This is a genomic window from Psychroflexus montanilacus, assembly GCF_020164535.1.
Lineage (GTDB): Bacteria > Bacteroidota > Bacteroidia > Flavobacteriales > Flavobacteriaceae > Psychroflexus > Psychroflexus montanilacus.
Window position 1 is genome coordinate 430868 of the sequence record NZ_JAIQZC010000002.1, and the last position, 19001, is coordinate 449868.

Below are 19001 nucleotides of genomic sequence, written 5' to 3' on the forward strand. Positions count from 1 at the left end.
AAGATGAAGGGATGAGGTGGTAGGTAGTAGTGAATAGAACCTTTAAGAATAACTACACTCAAAGAAAACGACCTACTTTTTATGGATGTAAAAAACCGAAGAATGAGGTTCATAGCCTGTGCCGATGCTTATCGGTAAACACTTAATCCATAACAAAAGGGATGAACAAAAAAGTACTATTATCAACTATTAACTTAAAAGCTAAAATCTAAAAATGGAGCTAGAGGTCTATTGGTGAGAACTATAATATTAATTTGTAAATTGCAATAAATTTAGAAAAATGGGCAGCTTAACTATTTCAAACAAAACACTGAATCGGTATTTTGGCTATCTAAAAAACCTTGATAATGCAACTAAAAAGAATTTAATTATCAAGTTGACAAAATCTCTAGAACTCAAACCTAAAAAAGAAACAGATTTGAAATCCCTGTTTGGTGCCTGGGAGGATAACAGAGACGCTGATGGAATCATATCAGACATCAAAAACTCAAGAGTTGCTAAAACTAATACGGTGTCTTTCGAATGAACTATTTAATTGATACTAATATTTGCATTCACTTTTTTCGAGGCAAATTCAACTTACTTGACAAGTTTGAAACCGTAAAACTAGAAAATTGCGCTATTTCTGAAATCACACTCGCTGAATTGATTTTCGGTGCAGAAAACAGTTCAAACCCAAAGAAAAATTATAAACTCATAGACCAATTCACTGAGCAAATTAAGATTTTACCTATTTATAATGCCTTAACTATTTATGCAAAAGAAAAAGTAAGGTTGAGAAGAGAAGGTAAAATGATAAGCGATTTTGATTTACTTATTGGATCCACAGCCATTTCAAATGATTTAATTATGGTTACTGAAAACATAAAAGAATTCAATCGAATAACTGATATTCATATTGAAAACTGGACCCAACTAAAATAAAAGCTGACTGCGTTTCTTGGAAGGCAGGGCGGGAATTTGGTTTTAGGTGTTAGATTGTAGGTATAAGGAAATAGAAAATTTGAAATTAATCGTGAGCTGGTGGCTGAGTGACTCGATTTTTGAATCGAGGTGTATCGAAGCCACTGTCAGTTCGAGTGCTGATTTTAAGTCGATAGACTAAAATCAGTGTATCGAGAACTTAACCTTACTAAAACAAAAATTTCTAAGATAATTAATAAGATAATTAATTTGGTGGCTGAGTGTCCGCCTCTGGCGGAAGTATCGAAGCTACCATCGATTGTCTGTTGTCAGTCTTCGGTCATCGGTAGTCAGTAGTCAGTAGTCAGTAGTCAGTAAAATTAAAAATTATGAATTATAAATGCAATTTCTCATCACTAGTTACTCATCACTGCTTACTCAAATTAAACGATAGCAAGATTGACTTCGATATTTCATATTCAGTATTGAGTATTCGGCATTAAGATGAAGGGATGAGGTGGTAGGTGGTAGGAAATGAAAAATAAAGAATTTGAAATTTGAAATAAACCCTAGGTCCGGGATCTTGTTTCTTGATTCCTGATTCAAAGCTTCTAGTTACTGATTACAGACTACTAAATACTTGTCACTAATCCCCAGTCACTCACCTCTAATACCTCACTCCTATTTCACTCACCTCTCACCTCTACTTCAACGACTTCACAAACGGCGCAATCCCCTCCATGCCCTCGTTGGTCAATCGGCGGATAAACTCCGAACCGATAATGCAACCACTCGTATACCGACTGGCTTGTTCAAAACTTAAAGCATCTTTGATGCCAAAACCTACCATGAGTTTATTCTTAAGCTCCATATCGGCAATACGTTTGAAATAGGCCATGGCTTCTTCGCCGAATCCTGCTTCACCGCCTGTTGTACTGGATGAACTGACCATATACACAAAACTATCGCCCAGGGCATCTATGGTTTGAATGCGCTCCACTGAGGTTTCCGGTGTAATGAGAGGAACAAATTTAAGGCCGTGAGTCTCAAACAGTGCTTTATAATCTCTTTCAAAAATATCAATAGGCAAATCGGGCATAATGATGCCGTCAATACCTATAGCTTCACATTCTTTACAAAACTTTTCTACGCCAAACTGCAGCATCGCATTGAAGTAGCCCATGACAATCAAAGGAATATCCACTTCATCGCGAATGCCTTGCAACTGATGAAACAATTTCTGCGTGCTCATGCCATTACGCAGGGCTTGCTCTGAACTTTTCTGAATCACGGGTCCATCCGCCAAAGGATCGCTATACGGCAAGCCGATTTCAATGACATCGGTGCCGGCACCGGACAGGCGTTTTATGACTTCTGTAGTATCTTCCAGCTGCGGATACCCGGCGGTGAAGTAAATCGAAATTAGTTTTTTATCTTGTGCTAAAGTTGTATTTATTCTATTCATGGGTGGTTTAAGTTTGCTGTGTTATGATTTAATCTATTACAAGTCTCTATTTTCTATATGATAAAATTACCACGGAGTCACGGAGGACACGGAGGTTTTTATCATTTTTATCTTGTCTCTTTTTTCCTGATCCCTGGTTCTTAGTTCTATGTTTTTATAAATCAATCACTATTGTAATTGAGATCATCCCTAGTTCTCGATACAATCCCAACAAAACGGTCGGAATCACTCGAACTGACATCTTGTTCTCTACTCCATGTACTATGCTATTTTTTTATAGACTGCGTTCTCTGCGTCTCTGCGGTGCAATCAAACCACAGAGTCACGGAGGACACTAAGGTTTAAATTATCTTTTCTCTTTATTCTATGTTCTTTACTCTCTGTTCTTTGTTCTATTCTCTTGACTTTGTTTATAAATCAATCACTATTGTATTTGACATCATCTCTAGTTCTCGATACAATCCCTACAAAACGGTCGGAATAACTCGAACTGACATCTTGTTCTTTGCTCTATGTTCTTTTCTTACCACGGAGTCACGGAGGACACTAAGGTTTAAATTATCTTTTCTCTTTATTTCATGTTCTTTGTTCTATTCTCTCCTTAACCGCAGAGACGCAGTGATCGCAGAGATTTTTTTATTTTATTTTACATCGTGACTCTTTTTTCTATAGTCTTTGTTCTCTGCTCTATGTTCTCTGCTCTATGTTCTTTTTTCTTTGTTCTCTTTTTCAAAACCCTACACCCTATCACCTAAGACCTAAAACCTCTCTAGTACCCAAAATACTTCCTGTAGGTCTCCAAATCTTTATCCCCTCTTCCTGAGCAATTAAACACCAGCACATCGTCTTCTTTAAAGTCCAAATACTTGAAAATCGCAAAAGCATGTGCCGTCTCAATCGCGGGAATGATGCCTTCCATGCGGCTCAACTCCAAACCTGCCGTCATCGCTTCGGCATCGGTGATGGACACAAACTTGCCACGTCCGGTTTTAAACAAATGCGCGTGCAACGGACCTATTCCTGGATAATCCAGACCAGCTGATATCGAATACGGCTCTGTAATTTGCCCATCAGTGTTTTGCATCAACAGGGTTTTACTGCCGTGAATAATGCCTTCCCGACCCAGAATCGTCGTCGCGGCAGATTCAGTGGTCTCCACCCCCTTACCAGAAGCTTCCACACCAATGATGCCGACCTCTTCATGGTCCATAAAGTCAGCAAACAATCCAGCAGCATTACTTCCACCGCCAACGCAGGCGATCACATAATCTGGCAACTCCCGACCTTCTTTCTCCAGCATTTGTTTTTTGACTTCCTTCGAAATCACACTCTGCAACTCAGTCACCATATCCGGATATGGATGCGGCCCTACCACCGAACCGATGATGTAATGCGTATCCTTAGGATGGTTGATCCAGTCCCGAATCGCTTCATTAGTCGCATCTTTCAGAGTTTTACTGCCAGATGTAGCCGGAACCACTTTAGCGCCGAGCATTTTCATTCGGGCCACATTGGGCGCTTGTCTTTCGATATCCACAGCTCCCATATACACAATACACTCCAGTCCCATCAGCGCACAAACGGTTGCCGTAGCTACCCCGTGCTGACCTGCACCGGTTTCGGCGATGATGCGATGCTTGCCCAAAGCTTTGGCCAAAAGAATCTGACCAACCGTATTATTGATTTTATGCGCCCCGGTGTGACACAAATCTTCACGTTTCAGGTAGATCTTGGTTTTGTATTTTTCACTTAGGTTTTCAGCCAGATATAAAGGTGTTGGTCGTCCCACATAGTCTTTCAATAGATGCTTAAACTGCTTTTGAAAATCATCAGTGGCGATAATCTGCTTATAATTCTGTCTTAATTCTTCCACATTGGGATACAGCAATTCCGGGATGTAGGCACCTCCAAAATCTCCGTAAAATCCTTTGTCATCTACACTATACTTGCTCATACGTTCTAAGGTTTTGTAAAAATTTGTGTACTAATGTTATGTTCTTTAGGCCAGGCTCCTCTTCGAAGCCAGAGTTGATATCCACGCCTGCAATAAGGCCTTTTTTGTATAATTCACTCACTTGCTCTGCATCTTCAGGACCTATGCCGCCACTCAGCATCACTGGTTTTGTAAAATTGAATTGCTCCAGCAGCTGCCAGTCAAACTTTTGTCCGTTGCCTCCTCGGTACTGCCCTTTGGTATCCAGCAAGTAGCCGTGCACATAAAAACCATAGGCTTCGATGCCTTCAAAATCTGAAGGCGATTGGATCGAAAATACCTTCCAAAGTTGAACTTCAGACTTTCCTGATTCAGCTAACACCTGATTCAGCTGTTCGCAAAATGCTGGCGTTTCATGGCCGTGCAACTGTATCAGCTTCAGTCCATAGCTTTTGACTTTTTCCAAAATAGCGTCGATATCTTCATTTACAAACACACCCACTTTTTGAATGTTTTCAGGTACCTCCACCACCGTTTCAGCAAAACGTGGCGACTTCTTATAGAAAATAAATCCCATATAATCGATGTCCAGTTCGGCAAGTGCCTTTATATTTTCAGGATGCTTCATCCCGCAGACTTTCACTTTCATCACTTGTTGCTATTTTGTGCTTTGAGTTTCTCTTTCATAAAAAATTCACCCACCAAAACACCGTTAAATCCTTGCTGAATTAACTTTTGAATCGTCTCCCGATCCTGAATACCACTTTCAGAAATCTTTAGCAAATCCGATGGCAGGTGCGGCAACATATCCAGTCCCTGTTGTATATCCACTTCAAAAGTTCTCAAGTTTCGGTTGTTCACCCCTATGAGGTCGATGTACCTGGTCTCTAATTTCTGAATTTCGTCGGCTTCGTGAATTTCGAATAATATTTCTAAACCCAATTCCTTAGCCAAAATCGCCAGTTCTTCGAGCTTTTCAGCTGTCAGGGCGTTGGCAATCAGTAAAATCGCATCGGCTCCGTAGGCTTTCGCTTCATACATCTGGTAGGCATCCACCATAAAATCTTTGCGAAGAATCGGTAATTCACACACTGATTTCGCCAGTTGCAAATCCTCCAGACTTCCTCCAAAGTAACGCTGATTGGTCAAGACCGACATCCCTGCAGCACCCATTTGCTCATAGCTTTGAGCAATTTCCATCACATCCGCCTTTAGGTTGATAGTTTCCTTACTCGGAGAACGCCTTTTAAATTCAGCAATAATCCCTTCTTCGGAACCTGCCCGACCGTGCCGCTCAGGCGGGTTTGATACTGCCTGCTTTAAGCTTCGCGTAGGATTTGAAAATTCAGGGAAAGACTTCAGGATATCGACGGGCATGCGTTTCTTCTTAAGGTTCACCACCAGTTGTTGATATCCTATGATTTCTTCTAAAATCCGTTTCATGACTGACTTATAGTTTTGAGTTGTTTTAAAACTTCCAAAGCTTTGCCGCCTTTCAAAATAGATTTTGCTTCGCTAAAAGCATCGTCTATCGCTATTGCTTTAGCAGTGGAAATGGCTGCCGCCGCATTGGCACATACCACGTTATTTTGAGCTTCGGTACCTTTCCCGCTTAAGATCTGATAAAAAATATCAGCTGCACTTTCTATCGTATCGCCTCCATAAATCTCTTCTTTGGAAACTGGTAAAACGCCAAAATCTTCAGCAGAAAGAAATATTTCTTTTGAATTGGTCACACACTTGGTTTTGGCGGTGAGTGAAATTTCATCATACTGATTCAGATCGTGCAAAATGCAATAGGTTTTATTCGTCTTCTGGTATAAATAATGGTATTTTCTCAACAATTCCAAATCGTAAACCCCTACCAATTGCAGATCTGGTTGAGCCGGATTCACCATAGGGCCTAGCATATTGAAAAAAGTTTTTAAGGCCAACGATTTTCTTATGGGCGCTACATTTTTCATCGCAGGATGAAAGAGCGGTGCGTGAAGAATGGCGATATTGGCTTTATCCAGACATTGGTCCAGGAAACCTTGTTCATTGGAAAATTTAATGCCCATCGCTTCCAGCACATTGGAACTTCCACTCACCGATGACACACCGTAATTTCCATGCTTAGCCACTTTCACCCCCATAGCAGCAACCACGAAAGAAGCCGCCGTCGAGACATTAAAGGTATTTTGTCCATCGCCTCCCGTCCCGCACAAGTCCATCACCGTTTCCCCCTGAAAATCGACTGGGATGCAGAGTTCCAGAAGCGCATCCCGAAAGCCTTCCAATTCTTCCACGCTGATGCTGCGCATCATAAACACGGTAAGAAAGGAAGCGATCTGAATTTCGCTAAATTCTCCGTTGGAGATTTGCAACAGCACACCTCTGGCTTCTTCTTTAGAAAGTTGCTCCTGCTGTATGAGGCGATTGAGTATATATTGCATAATAAATGTCGTTTTTAAAGAGTCAGTTAGCTTTCTATCCAGTTCTTAATCATTTGTTTGCCCTCCGGCGTCAACACCGATTCCGGATGGAACTGCACCGCTCTGATGTCGAATTCTTTATGCCGTAAAGACATGATTTGGCCTTGTTCATCCACTGAAGTCGCCACCAGACAATCGGGTAATTCCTGTTTGACGACCCAGGAATGGTAGCGCCCTACCATCATAGTTTCTGGCAGCCCCTTATACAAAACTTCATCTTCTACGAGAGTTTTAATTTCTGTCGCCACACCATGATGGACCTTATCCAAATTGAGCAGTTCGCCTCCAAAAACTTCCATGATCGCCTGCTGACCTAAACAAACGCCAAGCATCGGTTTTTCGTGAGCAAAAGCTTTGATAATGGCTTTCAACTGACCGGCTTCCTCAGGAATCCCAGGACCAGGCGAAAGTAATATTTTATCGTATTGCGCCACCTCCTCGAGATCGACCTCATCGTTGCGTTTGACGGTGACTTTGGCATCAAATTCTTCCAGATAATGCACCAGATTGTACACAAAGGAATCGTAATTATCTATGACTAAAATGTTCTTCATTACTTTATTTTATTGATCTAAAGCTTTACGCAAAGCTCCAAGTTTATTGATGACTTCCTGCAGTTCGTTTTCTTCAGTACTATCGCTTACCACTCCGGCACCCGCCTGGTAATGCAGCTTCATATCTTTACTAACGAAACTTCTAATGATTATGGCCTGGTTCATATTTCCATTGAAATCGATCACGCCTATCGCCCCGCCGTAGGCTTCACGACTGATGTTTTCAAACTTTTCAATCAGCGTCATCGCCATGTGTTTGGGTGCGCCGCTCAGAGTGCCTGCTGGAAAAGTGTCTCCTAATAACTTCAGACTGTCTTCAGTCTTGACCTCAGCGGTGACTTTACTTACCAGGTGAATTACATGTGAAAAGTACTGAACCTCCTTATAAGTTTCCACTTTCACGTTTTTACCATTTCGGCTCAGGTCGTTTCTCGCTAAATCGACCAGCATCACGTGCTCGGAGTTTTCTTTGACATCTTCAGATAACTTCAAGGCCATAGCTGCATCTTCCTGATCGTTACCGGTTCGCTTAAAGGTGCCGGCAATAGGGTGAATTTCAGCTTTACCATCCTGAACCACCAGATGCGCTTCAGGCGAACTCCCGAAAATCTTATAATTCCCAAAGTCAAAATAAAACAAATACGGACTTGGATTGATGCTTCTCAGTTTGCGATACACATTAAATTCGTCCCCTTTAAAGCCTTGGGAAAACCGTCTCGACACCACCATCTGAAACACATCGCCACGCTGACAGTGCGCTTTGGCTTTGGTGACATAATCCATAAATTCTTCATCGGTAATCGGAGATTCCTCTTCACCGTCCAGGTCAAAATCATATTCCGTATAATTTTGATTTTTCAGCAGAGATTTCAGTTCTGAAATGCGGTTGGAACCGTCATAAGAATGATTGAATATGTATGCTTCGTCATTGAAATGGTTAATCACAATCACATTCTGAAAAACATTGTACAGCATATCCGGTAAGCCCAGCTGAGATCTGCTCTTATCGATCGTCAGGTTTTCAAAATAGCGAACCGCATCGTAAGTCGTAAATCCAAAAAGACCTTGCGTCAGGAATTTGAAATCATGGTCTTCCACTTCAAATTCTGCTAGATATTTTTTAAGTTCAATTGAGACATTAATACTCTTATCGATGTCTGTTTGTTTATAAGTGCCGTCGGGATACTTGAGTTCGATTTGCTCATCTTCCACTTTAAAGTGAGCTATGGGATTGCAGCAGATATAACTAAAACTGTTGTCATTGGTATGATAATCGCTGCTTTCCAAAAGCAGCGAGTGTGGATATTTATCCCTGATTTTCAGATAAGCACTCACCGGCGTAAAGGTATCGGCGAGTAGCTTTTGGTAGGTGGTTTTTAACGAATAACTCATAGTGTTTGACTCAAAGTTTTAAAAATTAAAAAAGGCTTGTCGTGATAGACAAGCCTTTATGAAATATATACATAGCAGGATCTAGATCACGACGTTTGACGTAATAAAGACCACCACCAAGAATTGTTTAATTGTTGTAACATGTCACAAACATAGGAATAATATTGATTTATTGGTGAATCTACAGATGTTAAAATTTTGTTTGTTCTCGACTCCGCTCGAACCTAAACAAAATAGTGTTTAAATCTGTTAAGCTAATATGATTTGAGGGCGATGCCCTCTTTTCTAATTGTAACTTATCCTAAAAAATCTAAAACTTCAAAAACACCCCAATCATCCCCTTAAGGGGATAGTCTTTCGCAGCTTTTTCTCCCCCGATAGAGCCTGCCTGTTGGGCAGATAGGGATTAAGAGGCTATCAGGATTTAAAAAAAACCTTAATCCACTAAAATAAAGAGCGTAACCAGGATATCTGCCTAAAATCTACTATCACATTATTAAAAGGGGCGTTAGCCCTGAACTCTTCTTAACCACTAAAACTAGGAGAATATAAAGGGGCATAGCCCTGACACCTAAAATAAAAGGGCTATATGATAAATTTAAACCTTTGCGTTTTCTGCGCCTCAGCGGTTTTCTTTTACTTCTATGCAATAAGAACGAAAACATATAAAACAAAAATACACTAAAGCTTCAACCCCTCCTTTTCTTCCAAAAACTCTCCAAAATAGTATATTTGAATTTCAACAAAATAAAAAACACAATGAAAGCATACATATTTCCAGGACAAGGCGCTCAATATACAGGAATGGGCCAGGACTTATACCAATCTTCAGAAGAAGCCAGAGACTTATTTCACAAAGCCAACGACATCTTAGGGTTTGATATTTCCAAAATTATGTTCGAAGGCTCTGCCAACGAACTACAACAGACCAAAGTCACTCAGCCTGCCATTTTTCTTCACTCAGTGATCTTAAGTAAAGTTTTGGGCGATGCCTTCCAACCAGACATGGTGGCTGGACACTCCCTTGGTGAGTTTTCAGCTTTGGTGGCCAATGGCACTTTGGAATTTGAAGATGCTTTAAAATTAGTCCATAAACGCGCCTTGAGCATGCAGGCGGCTTGTGAAAAGAATCCGTCCTCGATGGCTGCTATTTTAGGACTGGAAGACGAAGTGGTGGAAGAAGTCTGCCAGTCTGTTGACGGTGTGGTGGTACCAGCCAATTACAACTCACCAGGACAATTAGTGATTTCCGGTGCATCTGAAGCAGTAGAGCGTGCCTGTGAAGTATTGAAAGGAAAAGGAGCCAAACGCGCTATCATGCTACCTGTAGGCGGAGCATTTCACTCTCCCTTGATGTTACCTGCCAGAGAAGAATTGGCCAAAGCGATTGAGTCAACGACCTTCCACAAGCCTATTTGTCCGGTTTATCAAAATGTAACCGCTGCTGCAGTCTCGGATCCTGAAGAGATCAAAACCAACCTGATCGAGCAACTGACGGCTCCTGTAAAATGGACGCAAACGCTTAAACAAATGTTGGCCGATGGCGCAACCGACTTCACCGAAGTTGGTCCAGGCAAAGTACTGCAGGGCTTATTGAGAAAAATTGATCGACAAGTTATCGCAGAAAGTATTTCTGGGATTGAGTCGTGAGTCGTGAGTCGTGAGTCGTGAGTCGTGAGTCGTGAGTCGTGAGTCGTGAGTCGAAATTAAAAATTCTCAATCCTTAATACGCTTTTGTAATCACTTTTTCTCCAGCTTCAGGCGAATACTTTCTGGTTTTAGTCATAGGTCTTTAGGCCTACTTCCCCACCAGATCCCAGCTATAAAGCCAACTCACAGGTTAAGGCTTGTGTTCTAAAAGCAAGAACCTCAGCAGGATTAAAATCAATGTAAAAGAAGCCACACTTCAAATCAACATATCGTATTTACAAGAACTAAAAACGACCTCAAATGAGGTCGTTTTTGAAAGGTTTATGACTTAAAAAATTAATCTTTATATATTTCCGTTGGCCATTTGTCATTGGAATAATTGACATCCATCAATATTTTATCAGGATCTATTTCAATAGACTTGATGTCTTTTTCCGTTTCAAACTTATGCGTCCAGGTATTTCCTCTTTGCCAGATTTCTACTGGAAGACTTTTCATTTCTGTAGTACCATCTTCAAAAGTGATTTGCATTTGTACCGGCATTGGGATATCCCCTTTGTTGGAAACCGAAAGGAAGTAAGCCCCCTGTTGTTTTCTAAGTGAATCTATTGCCAAATCTATGTTTCCAGTTCCATAAAACCAGGAGTTGAAAAACCAGGAAAGATTTTCCCCAGCCGCACTTTCCATATGGTTGAAAAAATCCTGTGGTTGAGGATGTTTATACGCCCAGGTCTTGATATAAGATCTGAAGGCGTAATCAAAACGCTCTTCTCCAAGGATATATTCTCTTAACATGACCAGACCTAAAGCTGGCTTATAATAAGCAATCATACCTAGGTTCCTTAAGTTAGCCACATCTGGATAGGTATCAATTCCCTCTCTGGTATCGCCCAAAAACCATCCAGTTAAATTTCTTGGCTGATTTAATCTTGCGGGATATTCTCCGTCATTAAAGGCTTGTGTAGAATAGTAATTGATAAAGGTGTTGAAGCCTTCGTCCATCCAGGCGTAGCGTCTTTCGTTACTCCCTACAATCATAGGAAACCAGTTATGGCCAAACTCGTGATCGGTTACGCCCCAAAGGCTGCCCCCTTTGCTTTTCCAGCTACAAAAGTTAAGTCCTGGATATTCCATACCACCTATATCTGCGGCAACATTTACTGCAGAAGGGTAAGGGTATTCGAACCATTTTTCAGAATAATGTTCAATAGAAGCCTTACTGTATTCTGTAGATCTGGACCAGGCCTCCTCACCATCACTTTCGATAGGATAGACCGAATGTGCCAATCCTGTTTTACCGCTAGGCAAATTGAATTGCGCGCCATCCCAAATAAAAGCTTTGGAAGCCGCAAAGGCAAAATCTCTTGAATTCTCAATCTCGTAATGCCAGGTTTGGTTACCGCTTTGGTTGGCAAACATAGAAGAGTCTCCGATCTCTTCAGAAGAAATAATAGAAACGGTTTCCTGACTCTCTAAAGCTTTTTGATAACGGTCATAAACTTTTGATGATAATACTCGCTTTGGATTTTGAAGCTCACCTGAAGCAACCACTACATAATTATGAGGTACTGTAATTTCAACATCAAAATCTCCGTAATCGTAGTAAAATTCACCAGCACCTAAGTAAGGTTCGACATTCCAGCCTTCTACATCATCGAACACGGCAACTTGTGGAAACCACTGTGCCATAGCGTAGATTTCTCCATTTTCAGTACTAAGTCTACCCATTCTATCCATCCCATTAACAGGCACTTCAAATTCAAAATTCATAGACACTTCGGCTTTACCTCCTTTAGCTTTAACAGGCTGATCGAAAAACACCTGCATACGTGTATCTGTAATTAAGTGCTTGGTAGAGGTTGAACGTTTCACCTTGGCTTGAAGGTTGGAAATCTTCACCCCATCTAAAGGATCTCCATTGTAGCGGTTTCCTTCCACCGGAGTGGTAAGTGTCCCCCTAGAATCTTCTGTAAATCTGTTTTGTTCCAAATACATCCAGACATAATCCAAATCTTCTGGACTATTGTTGACGTATTCCATAGTAATCTGACCTGTAACCTTATGTGTTTCAGGATCCAAATTCACTTTTATAGTATAATCTGCTTCATTCTGAAAGTAATCTGGTCCAGGTTTTCCCGTCGCAGAGCGATAAGAGTTTCCAGACCTGTCCATAAACTCATCAAATTGGGATTGATTACTTTCCAATTGAGCAAAGGCTGAGGGTAAAGTAAAAATGCTTAATCCAAATGCTAAGCAAAGAAAATTTATCTTATTCATGTTTGTAAAAATTTAATTTGGCTCTAAAATAGAAAAAACAAGCATACAAGCGAGTTTGAAGTCTTGAATTATTCTATTTCTAAATAATTTCTTTTGACAAAATCCAAAGCAGTCTTAAGGATGTGCCCCATAGTTTTGCAGCGCTTAAATCGGATATCCCTTGTGAAACTCACCAATTGGTTCCGCAGCATTTTAACGTTCTCATCTGAAGACACCCTGTCCTTGATCATGCATCGAATCAACATCCGGAATCGCTTTTCTGAAGTGATAAGCCGCTTGGCCACCTGTGAGCGTTCTTCTTTTCGATACTGTTCTACTGAAGAATCCTGTAGCAATTCTGAAACCATCTTGACCATAGGTCGGTTTTCCTTAAAAAAATGAGGCTGATAGACTTTTAAGTTGCCTTCATAATTTTGCTGATCGAAATCTATAGCTCTTATTTTATAATCCACATGGTCAAAATCGTGGGTAGGAATCACCACATAATTATAGGATCTCATGTCGCCAAGAAGCCTCAGCGTACAGCGCTCATCAAATTTGACAAATTGTTTGGCGATTTCATTTCTGGCTCTATCACTACATTCTGGCAGTTTTTCTTTGATGAAGACATCTCCTGGAATACCTGCGATATGCTCTTCGATCAACGTATCTTTGTACACCAAAAAATTGATCCGATTGGGAGAAAGTATATGTTCAAAATCCAGTCCGTAAATTCTGGAAGCATCTGCTTTTTTGACGTAGAAATAGGTGAAATTATCGTTTAATACATTTCTAACTTTAATTCTAAAAGGCTTAGAATTCCCAAACGTACAGTAATCAATCGCATCTACATTTAAGAAATCCAGGTGTTCGCTTCGACCATCAGAATGAAGGATAAGATACACACGTTTGAGACTGTTGTCGATCTCTTCGCGATCGAAATCAGAATAGTAACACCTTACCCACAGTGTATCTTCATCATGCCTGTCGTATACCACAATTGAACCCGAGAACCTTAACAAATCATCGTAAGACACTGGAATTTTGGTGTTCCTGTTGTAAGTCTGTAGATACTTGTTAAGCTGTTCGTTGATAGGAAAAGTCGGTTTTTTCCTGGACATGAGTTTCTTTTCCATGGGCTGCTTTTTCCTCAAAGGTAGCAAATTTGCTAACTAAAATTGTAACATCTGCCAGAGCTTTCCGTCCTACAAGAAACTCCATCACTTTGAAAACTATTTTAAAACTTAAAGACCTTACTAAGAAGTTTGGAAGCTTAATGGCAGTAGATGCTTTAACTTTCAATATTGAAAAAGGAAACGTTTATGGGATATTAGGCCCCAACGGTAGTGGAAAATCAACTACTCTGGGGATGGTTTTGAATGTGGTCAATCCCTCTTCTGGCTTTTTTGAATGGTTTGACGGCAACCTTAACACCCACGAAGCTTTAAAAAAAGTAGGCGCAATTATAGAAAGTCCCAACTTTTATCCAAGCATGAGCGCTGAAGATAATCTAAAGCTGGTTTGTCAAATTAAAGGCGTTGACTATTCCAGAATTGATACTGTTCTCGAAACTGTCAATTTACAGGATAGAAAAAAAGATCACTTTAAAAGTTATTCTTTGGGAATGAAGCAACGCCTGGCGATTGCTTCAGCTCTGCTCAATGATCCTGAAATTCTTATTCTGGATGAGCCTACCAATGGCCTTGACCCACAAGGTATTCATCAAATTCGTGAAATCATCAAAAAAATAGCTTCAGAAGGGATGACTATTTTGCTTGCCTCACACCTGCTAGATGAGGTTGAAAAAGTCTGTTCGCATGTAGTTGTGATCAGAAATGGAAAAAAATTATACGCAGGCCCTGTGGACGAATTGAATGCAACTCATGGTTTCTTTGAACTAAAAAGTGAACAGAAAGACGAATTGAAATCCTTTCTCAGCAAGCATGAAGCCATAGAAAGTTATGATGAAGAAGAGAATGATTTACTAAAAGCAATTTTATCCAAACCTTACGACGCCCAGTCCCTAAACAAGGAATGTTTTGAAAAAGGTATTTTACTGACCCACCTGGTCAAACGAAAAGAGACCCTTGAAGAGCAATTTCTAAAACTTACCAAGAACCTTTAAGCCACAACCATGAAACGACTTTTTCTCATCGAATTTCATAAATTAAAAAATAACCGTGCTGCTAAAATTCTTAGCCTGATTTATTTTATTCTATTTAGTGCCATCGCTCTTTTTGCCTCCATCAAATTCAATTTTGGGTCAGTTGACTTTAGACTGGCAGATCAGGGTATTTTTAATTTCCCCTACATCTGGCATTTCAACGCCTATTTTGTAGCATTTTTAAAACTTTTCCTGGCAGTTGTGATCGTTTCTATGGTCTCTAGCGAATATACCAATAGAACATTGAAGCAAAACTTAATTGATGGTTTGAGTAAAAAGGAATTTATCTTGTCAAAGTTTTATGGCGTTTTAGGCTTTGCCATAGCGTCGACTTTACTTCTATTCATAGTTAGTCTGGTGCTTGGGCTTATATTTTCTGATTACGATGAAGTTGGTATTATATTCTCTGATCTGGAATACATATTCGCTTATTTTCTGAAGCTTGTCGGATTTTTCTCCATGTGTTTATTTTTCGGCATATTGCTGAAACGTTCAGCTTTTGCTTTAGGCTTTTTATTCTTGCTCTGGATTTTTGAAGGAATAGTACAGTTGTTTGTAAAGTTTCAAGCCAACTCCCTTGAGTTTATTGTAGATTTTTTACCCCTTCAGTCTATGGGAAATTTGATCATTGAGCCACTCACAAGGCTGGGAATTGTAAAATCTACAGCTTCTCAATTGAATTCTGAATTCACAAAAACCTACGAAGTAGAATGGCTAACGGTTCTAATTGTACTTGGCTGGAGTTTCATCTTTATTTATTCATCCTGGAAACTTTTACAAAGGCGGGATCTTTGAGTTATATTTGAGAAAATTTAACTTTTTGAATAAGATTATATTTCTTTTTGTTTCCATTATATCCTTCTCAGGCTTTGCTCAGGGGGAAGCCAACAACTGGTATTTTGGTAGAAGAGCTGGTTTAACTTTTAATACTAATCCTCCATCTGCACTAACAGATGGTCAACTCAACACCTCCGAAGGCTGCTCCTCTATGTCCGATATCAACGGTGATTTATTGATGTATACTGATGGAAGGACGATTTGGGACAAAGAACATAATATAATGCCAGGGGCAGATTATTTTGGAACTAATGGATTAGATGGACTCAACGGTGATCCTTCCAGTACATCGAGTGGTTTGATAGTTCCTCACCCAACAGAACTCAATTTATATTATGTCTTCACTGTAGACGAACCTCACCATGATAATGCAAACGCTTATCCAAATCAAGGACCAGCAGATGAAGATGGGAATCCAATTCCGTTTTATACTGATGTAGAGAGCCATTTTGTTCCTCAGGATGATGATGGTTTTAATAATGGTCTTAACTATACCATTGTGGATATGAATTTGAGAGGAGGCTTGGGAGATGTTGTTCCTTCTGAAAAAAATATTCAACTCATCACTTACGATACAAGCAATCTCGAAGAGGTCAAATACAAAGCATCAGAGAAAATTACTGCTGTAAGAGGAAGTGATTGTAATTCTGTTTGGTTGATCACTCATTTTAAAAATAAGTATTATTCGTTTTTGATTAATGAATTTGGAATAGATCCTACTCCTGTGATTTCTCAAGTCATTCCTAATATTCCGACCTCAAGTTATAGAAGAGGAGCTATTGGTTATCTCAAAGCATCTCCAAACGGTGATCGGTTATTAGTTGCACATTTTACTACCTCTTATGATCGGAATTCCCAGGATGTTGGCAGAGACGGGTCTGTTTACCTTTATGATTTCAATAATGTGACTGGGGTTGTCTCCAACTCTCAAAAACTAGTGGACAATTGCAATCCATATGGAGTAGAATTTTCACCAAATGGGACGAAAGTCTATGCAACACTTGATGATGGTGAGAATAATATTTATCAATGGAATTTAGAGAGCACTCCAATTTCAAATTCAAAATTCAAAATTCAAAATTAACTCTGTTGAATTAGAGGAAAATTCATCAGCTCTTCAACTGGGTCCTGACGGCAGGATCTATCAATCTATCATCAATTCAGGCAGACTTGCAGTAATCAATAATCCAAATGCTTTGGGTCCTGATATTGAATATATACCCAACACAAATCTAAATTCAATTGGTTTAGGAGGAAGGTCAACTTCTTTTGGATTACCTCCTTTTATACAGTCTTTGTTTTCAGAAAGGATCAACATTGTGAATGATGATCAGGATAATATCCCTACTGAAGTAAATTTATGTGATGAAACTGAGTTTCTACTTTCTTACAATACATCACCAGGCGCTACTTATACTTGGAAAAAAGATGGGGAAATATTGAGCGACGAAAACGGCTCTTCATTGATGGTCGAAATTCCTGTCGATGCAGAATATCCTTATGAGGTGACTTATCAATTAGAGGTCAACTTCAACGACGGGGAATGTCCTCTTATTGGGATTGCGAGATTGACGTTCAATCAATCACCAAATTATGGGAATCAAGAGCTAGTCACTTGCAGAGAAACGACAGAAGATACACCTGTGTATGATTTTACAGATATTTACACTCAGCTGAGTGATGCTTTTGATATTCCTTTGGAGGAGATTTCTGGTATATTTTATGAAACTGAAGATGATGCTATTAACGGTGAAAATCCGATAACGGAGATTTCAAATTTTCAAAATACTACTGGGATTAGTTCTATTTATGCCGAAATGGAAACTTTCCAGTCATGTAAGGAAATAATTGAAATTAATCTGCTTGTAGAAGAGTTTCCTGATATTTTCTTGGAAGATGAAAGTTTAATACTGTGCCAGGAAAACTCAGACGGAATTTTACTCGATGCTAGCGGAAGCGAAGAAGAAAATACGCTAGAATACCTGTGGTCTACAGGGGAAACTTCTGCAAAAATCACTGTAAATACTGGAGGAGAATACACAGTTGATGTCAGTTTCCAGGGGTTTGAGTGTGCTCTTAGCAAGACATTTACTGTCATTGAATCAAATATTGCGAGTTTTGACTTTGAAGTAGAAAGCTCAGGTAATAGCAATTCTATTCAAATTATTACAGATAGCTCCAGTCTTGGAGAATATGAATTTACCATAAATGAACCTGTCAACTTTCAAGACTCCAGTACATTTGAAAACCTGAGCCCGGGGGTTTATCAGGTTTATGTAAGGGATCAGCTGGGTTGCGGCATTTCAGAAAAAACAATTGGAGTGCTGGGCATCATGGAATTTTTTACTCCCAACGGAGACGGCATCAACGATGTCTGGCAGATCAGTGGTTTGCTGCAAACCAATGAGGAAGATATTTTGCTTCAGGTTTACGACCGTTACGGTAAGCTTCTCTCATCTTTCACCAACAGAGATAGAGGCTGGGATGGCACTTATAATGGTAAAAATATGCCAACAGATGATTATTGGTATAGAATTCGATTGACTGATGGTACAATAGAAACTGGAAGTTTCACTTTGAAACGCTAGAATTAATCATTAAAACTTAGACCACATGAAAGTGTTTACTAGTATCATCGCCCTGTTTTTTGTATGCTTAAACATGCATGCACAACAGAAAAATTTTATTGATCAACCTTACATAGAAGTGAAAGGCAGTGCTGACACTTTAGTCACTCCAGATCGGATTTATCTTGACATCATCATTTCTGAAGAAGACACAAAAGGGAAAACAAGCATTGAGGAATTGGAACGCAAAATGATTTCAGAATTTAAAAAACTATCTATTGATGTGGAAGAGCAACTTTTTGTGGCAGATGCTAGTAGTAATTTCAAATCTTATTTCCTCTCTGGTCAAAAGGTTCTAAAAACTAAACACTATAATCTTTTAGTTTATAAAGCTTCTACCTTAGGCAAGGTTTTCAAAAGCTTACAAAATCTAGGAATAGCCAATGTAACTCTTGAAAAAACCGAACATTCTCAAATAGATCGTCTTGAAACACTTATGAAAGCTAAAGCCGTAAACAATGCTAAAGTCAATGCTCAAGCAATGACAAAAGCTTTAGATCAGAATCTAGGAAAAGCAATTTATATTTCTGAATCCAATTCTTATGTGTATGCTTTTCAAGGTAAAGCAAATAGCATGCAAATAAGAGGAATGTCATCTATGGAAGATTCTGCCCCAGACCTTTCTTTCGATCAAATTGAAATTAAAAGTGAAGTTTTGGTCAGGTTTGCTTTATAATAATGATGTAGAGTTAAAGATTTATTTAGTTTAAACTTTAGTTTTTAGGTATTTTTGAACTCAAAATGTA

17 protein-coding genes are annotated in these 19001 nt (G+C 39.5%); 8 read left to right on the forward strand and 9 right to left on the reverse strand.

Annotated elements, in window-relative coordinates; translation table 11 throughout:
• Positions 1 to 280 precede the first annotated feature (280 nt).
• Both LB454_RS08815 and LB454_RS08820 read left to right on the forward strand, forming a co-directional pair.
• Entirely contained in the window at positions 281 to 526 is a 246-nt protein-coding gene (locus LB454_RS08815) for a hypothetical protein (RefSeq protein WP_224464296.1), read from the forward strand.
• Positions 523 to 924, forward strand: coding sequence for a type II toxin-antitoxin system VapC family toxin (locus LB454_RS08820; protein WP_224464297.1), 402 nt, complete (start codon positions 523 to 525; stop codon positions 922 to 924). The genes LB454_RS08815 and LB454_RS08820 overlap by 4 nt, the downstream gene beginning before the upstream one ends.
• Positions 925 to 1606: 682 nt before the next feature.
• Here LB454_RS08820 and trpA read toward each other — a convergent pair.
• The 7 genes from trpA to LB454_RS08855 form a co-directional block, all read right to left on the reverse strand.
• Positions 1607 to 2368, reverse strand: coding sequence for a tryptophan synthase subunit alpha (trpA, locus tag LB454_RS08825; RefSeq protein ID WP_224464298.1), 762 nt, complete (start codon positions 2366 to 2368; stop codon positions 1607 to 1609).
• A gap of 769 nt (positions 2369 to 3137) precedes the next feature.
• Positions 3138 to 4322: a tryptophan synthase subunit beta gene (gene trpB / locus LB454_RS08830; RefSeq protein WP_224464299.1), complete on the reverse strand. Its 1185-nt coding sequence runs from the start codon at positions 4320 to 4322 to the stop codon at positions 3138 to 3140.
• Positions 4309 to 4950 (reverse strand): phosphoribosylanthranilate isomerase, encoded by a 642-nt coding sequence (locus LB454_RS08835; RefSeq protein WP_224464300.1) that lies wholly within the window; start codon positions 4948 to 4950, stop codon positions 4309 to 4311. The genes trpB and LB454_RS08835 overlap by 14 nt, the downstream gene beginning before the upstream one ends.
• Complete coding sequence (gene trpC, locus LB454_RS08840) at positions 4950 to 5744, reverse strand: indole-3-glycerol phosphate synthase TrpC (RefSeq protein ID WP_224464301.1); 795 nt, start codon at positions 5742 to 5744, stop codon at positions 4950 to 4952. The genes LB454_RS08835 and trpC overlap by 1 nt, the downstream gene beginning before the upstream one ends.
• Positions 5741 to 6736, reverse strand: coding sequence for an anthranilate phosphoribosyltransferase (gene trpD, locus LB454_RS08845; protein ID WP_224464302.1), 996 nt, complete (start codon positions 6734 to 6736; stop codon positions 5741 to 5743). Before trpD ends, trpC begins: the two co-directional genes overlap by 4 nt.
• A gap of 26 nt (positions 6737 to 6762) precedes the next feature.
• A complete protein-coding gene (locus tag LB454_RS08850; protein WP_224464303.1) occupies positions 6763 to 7329 on the reverse strand; it encodes an anthranilate synthase component II in 567 nt (188 codons plus the stop codon).
• Positions 7330 to 7338: 9 nt separating this feature from the next.
• A complete protein-coding gene (locus tag LB454_RS08855; RefSeq protein ID WP_224464304.1) occupies positions 7339 to 8721 on the reverse strand; it encodes an anthranilate synthase component I family protein in 1383 nt (460 codons plus the stop codon).
• 759 nt (positions 8722 to 9480) lie between these two features.
• Here LB454_RS08855 and fabD point away from each other — a divergent pair.
• Entirely contained in the window at positions 9481 to 10371 is an 891-nt protein-coding gene (fabD, locus tag LB454_RS08860; RefSeq protein ID WP_224464305.1) for an ACP S-malonyltransferase, read from the forward strand.
• Positions 10372 to 10707: 336 nt separating this feature from the next.
• Here the strand turns inward: fabD and LB454_RS08865 are convergent, their stop codons facing one another.
• The gene (locus LB454_RS08865) at positions 10708 to 12648 is read right to left on the reverse strand and encodes a M1 family metallopeptidase (RefSeq protein ID WP_224464306.1); all 1941 of its coding nucleotides are present in this window, start codon (positions 12646 to 12648) and stop codon (positions 10708 to 10710) included.
• Positions 12649 to 12716: 68 nt separating this feature from the next.
• Positions 12717 to 13763: a hypothetical protein gene (locus LB454_RS08870; RefSeq protein ID WP_224464307.1), complete on the reverse strand. Its 1047-nt coding sequence runs from the start codon at positions 13761 to 13763 to the stop codon at positions 12717 to 12719.
• An 89-nt stretch (positions 13764 to 13852) separates the two neighbouring features.
• Here LB454_RS08870 and LB454_RS08875 point away from each other — a divergent pair, with 89 nt between their 5' ends.
• The 5 genes from LB454_RS08875 to LB454_RS08895 all read left to right on the forward strand — a co-directional run bounded on the left by LB454_RS08875 (position 13853) and on the right by LB454_RS08895 (position 18931).
• Positions 13853 to 14752, forward strand: a complete 900-nt coding sequence (locus LB454_RS08875; RefSeq protein ID WP_224464308.1) for an ABC transporter ATP-binding protein — start codon at positions 13853 to 13855, stop codon at positions 14750 to 14752.
• 9 nt (positions 14753 to 14761) lie between these two features.
• Positions 14762 to 15586: an ABC transporter permease gene (locus LB454_RS08880; protein ID WP_224464309.1), complete on the forward strand. Its 825-nt coding sequence runs from the start codon at positions 14762 to 14764 to the stop codon at positions 15584 to 15586.
• A gap of 25 nt (positions 15587 to 15611) precedes the next feature.
• Positions 15612 to 16712 carry a hypothetical protein gene (locus LB454_RS08885; RefSeq protein ID WP_224464310.1) on the forward strand — a complete coding sequence of 367 codons (1101 nt, stop codon included), beginning with the start codon at positions 15612 to 15614 and terminating at the stop codon, positions 16710 to 16712.
• Positions 16713 to 16824: 112 nt separating this feature from the next.
• Entirely contained in the window at positions 16825 to 18216 is a 1392-nt protein-coding gene (locus LB454_RS08890; protein ID WP_224464311.1) for a T9SS type B sorting domain-containing protein, read from the forward strand.
• A 25-nt stretch (positions 18217 to 18241) separates the two neighbouring features.
• A complete protein-coding gene (locus tag LB454_RS08895; RefSeq protein ID WP_224464312.1) occupies positions 18242 to 18931 on the forward strand; it encodes an SIMPL domain-containing protein in 690 nt (229 codons plus the stop codon).
• Positions 18932 to 19001: the final 70 nt, after the last annotated feature.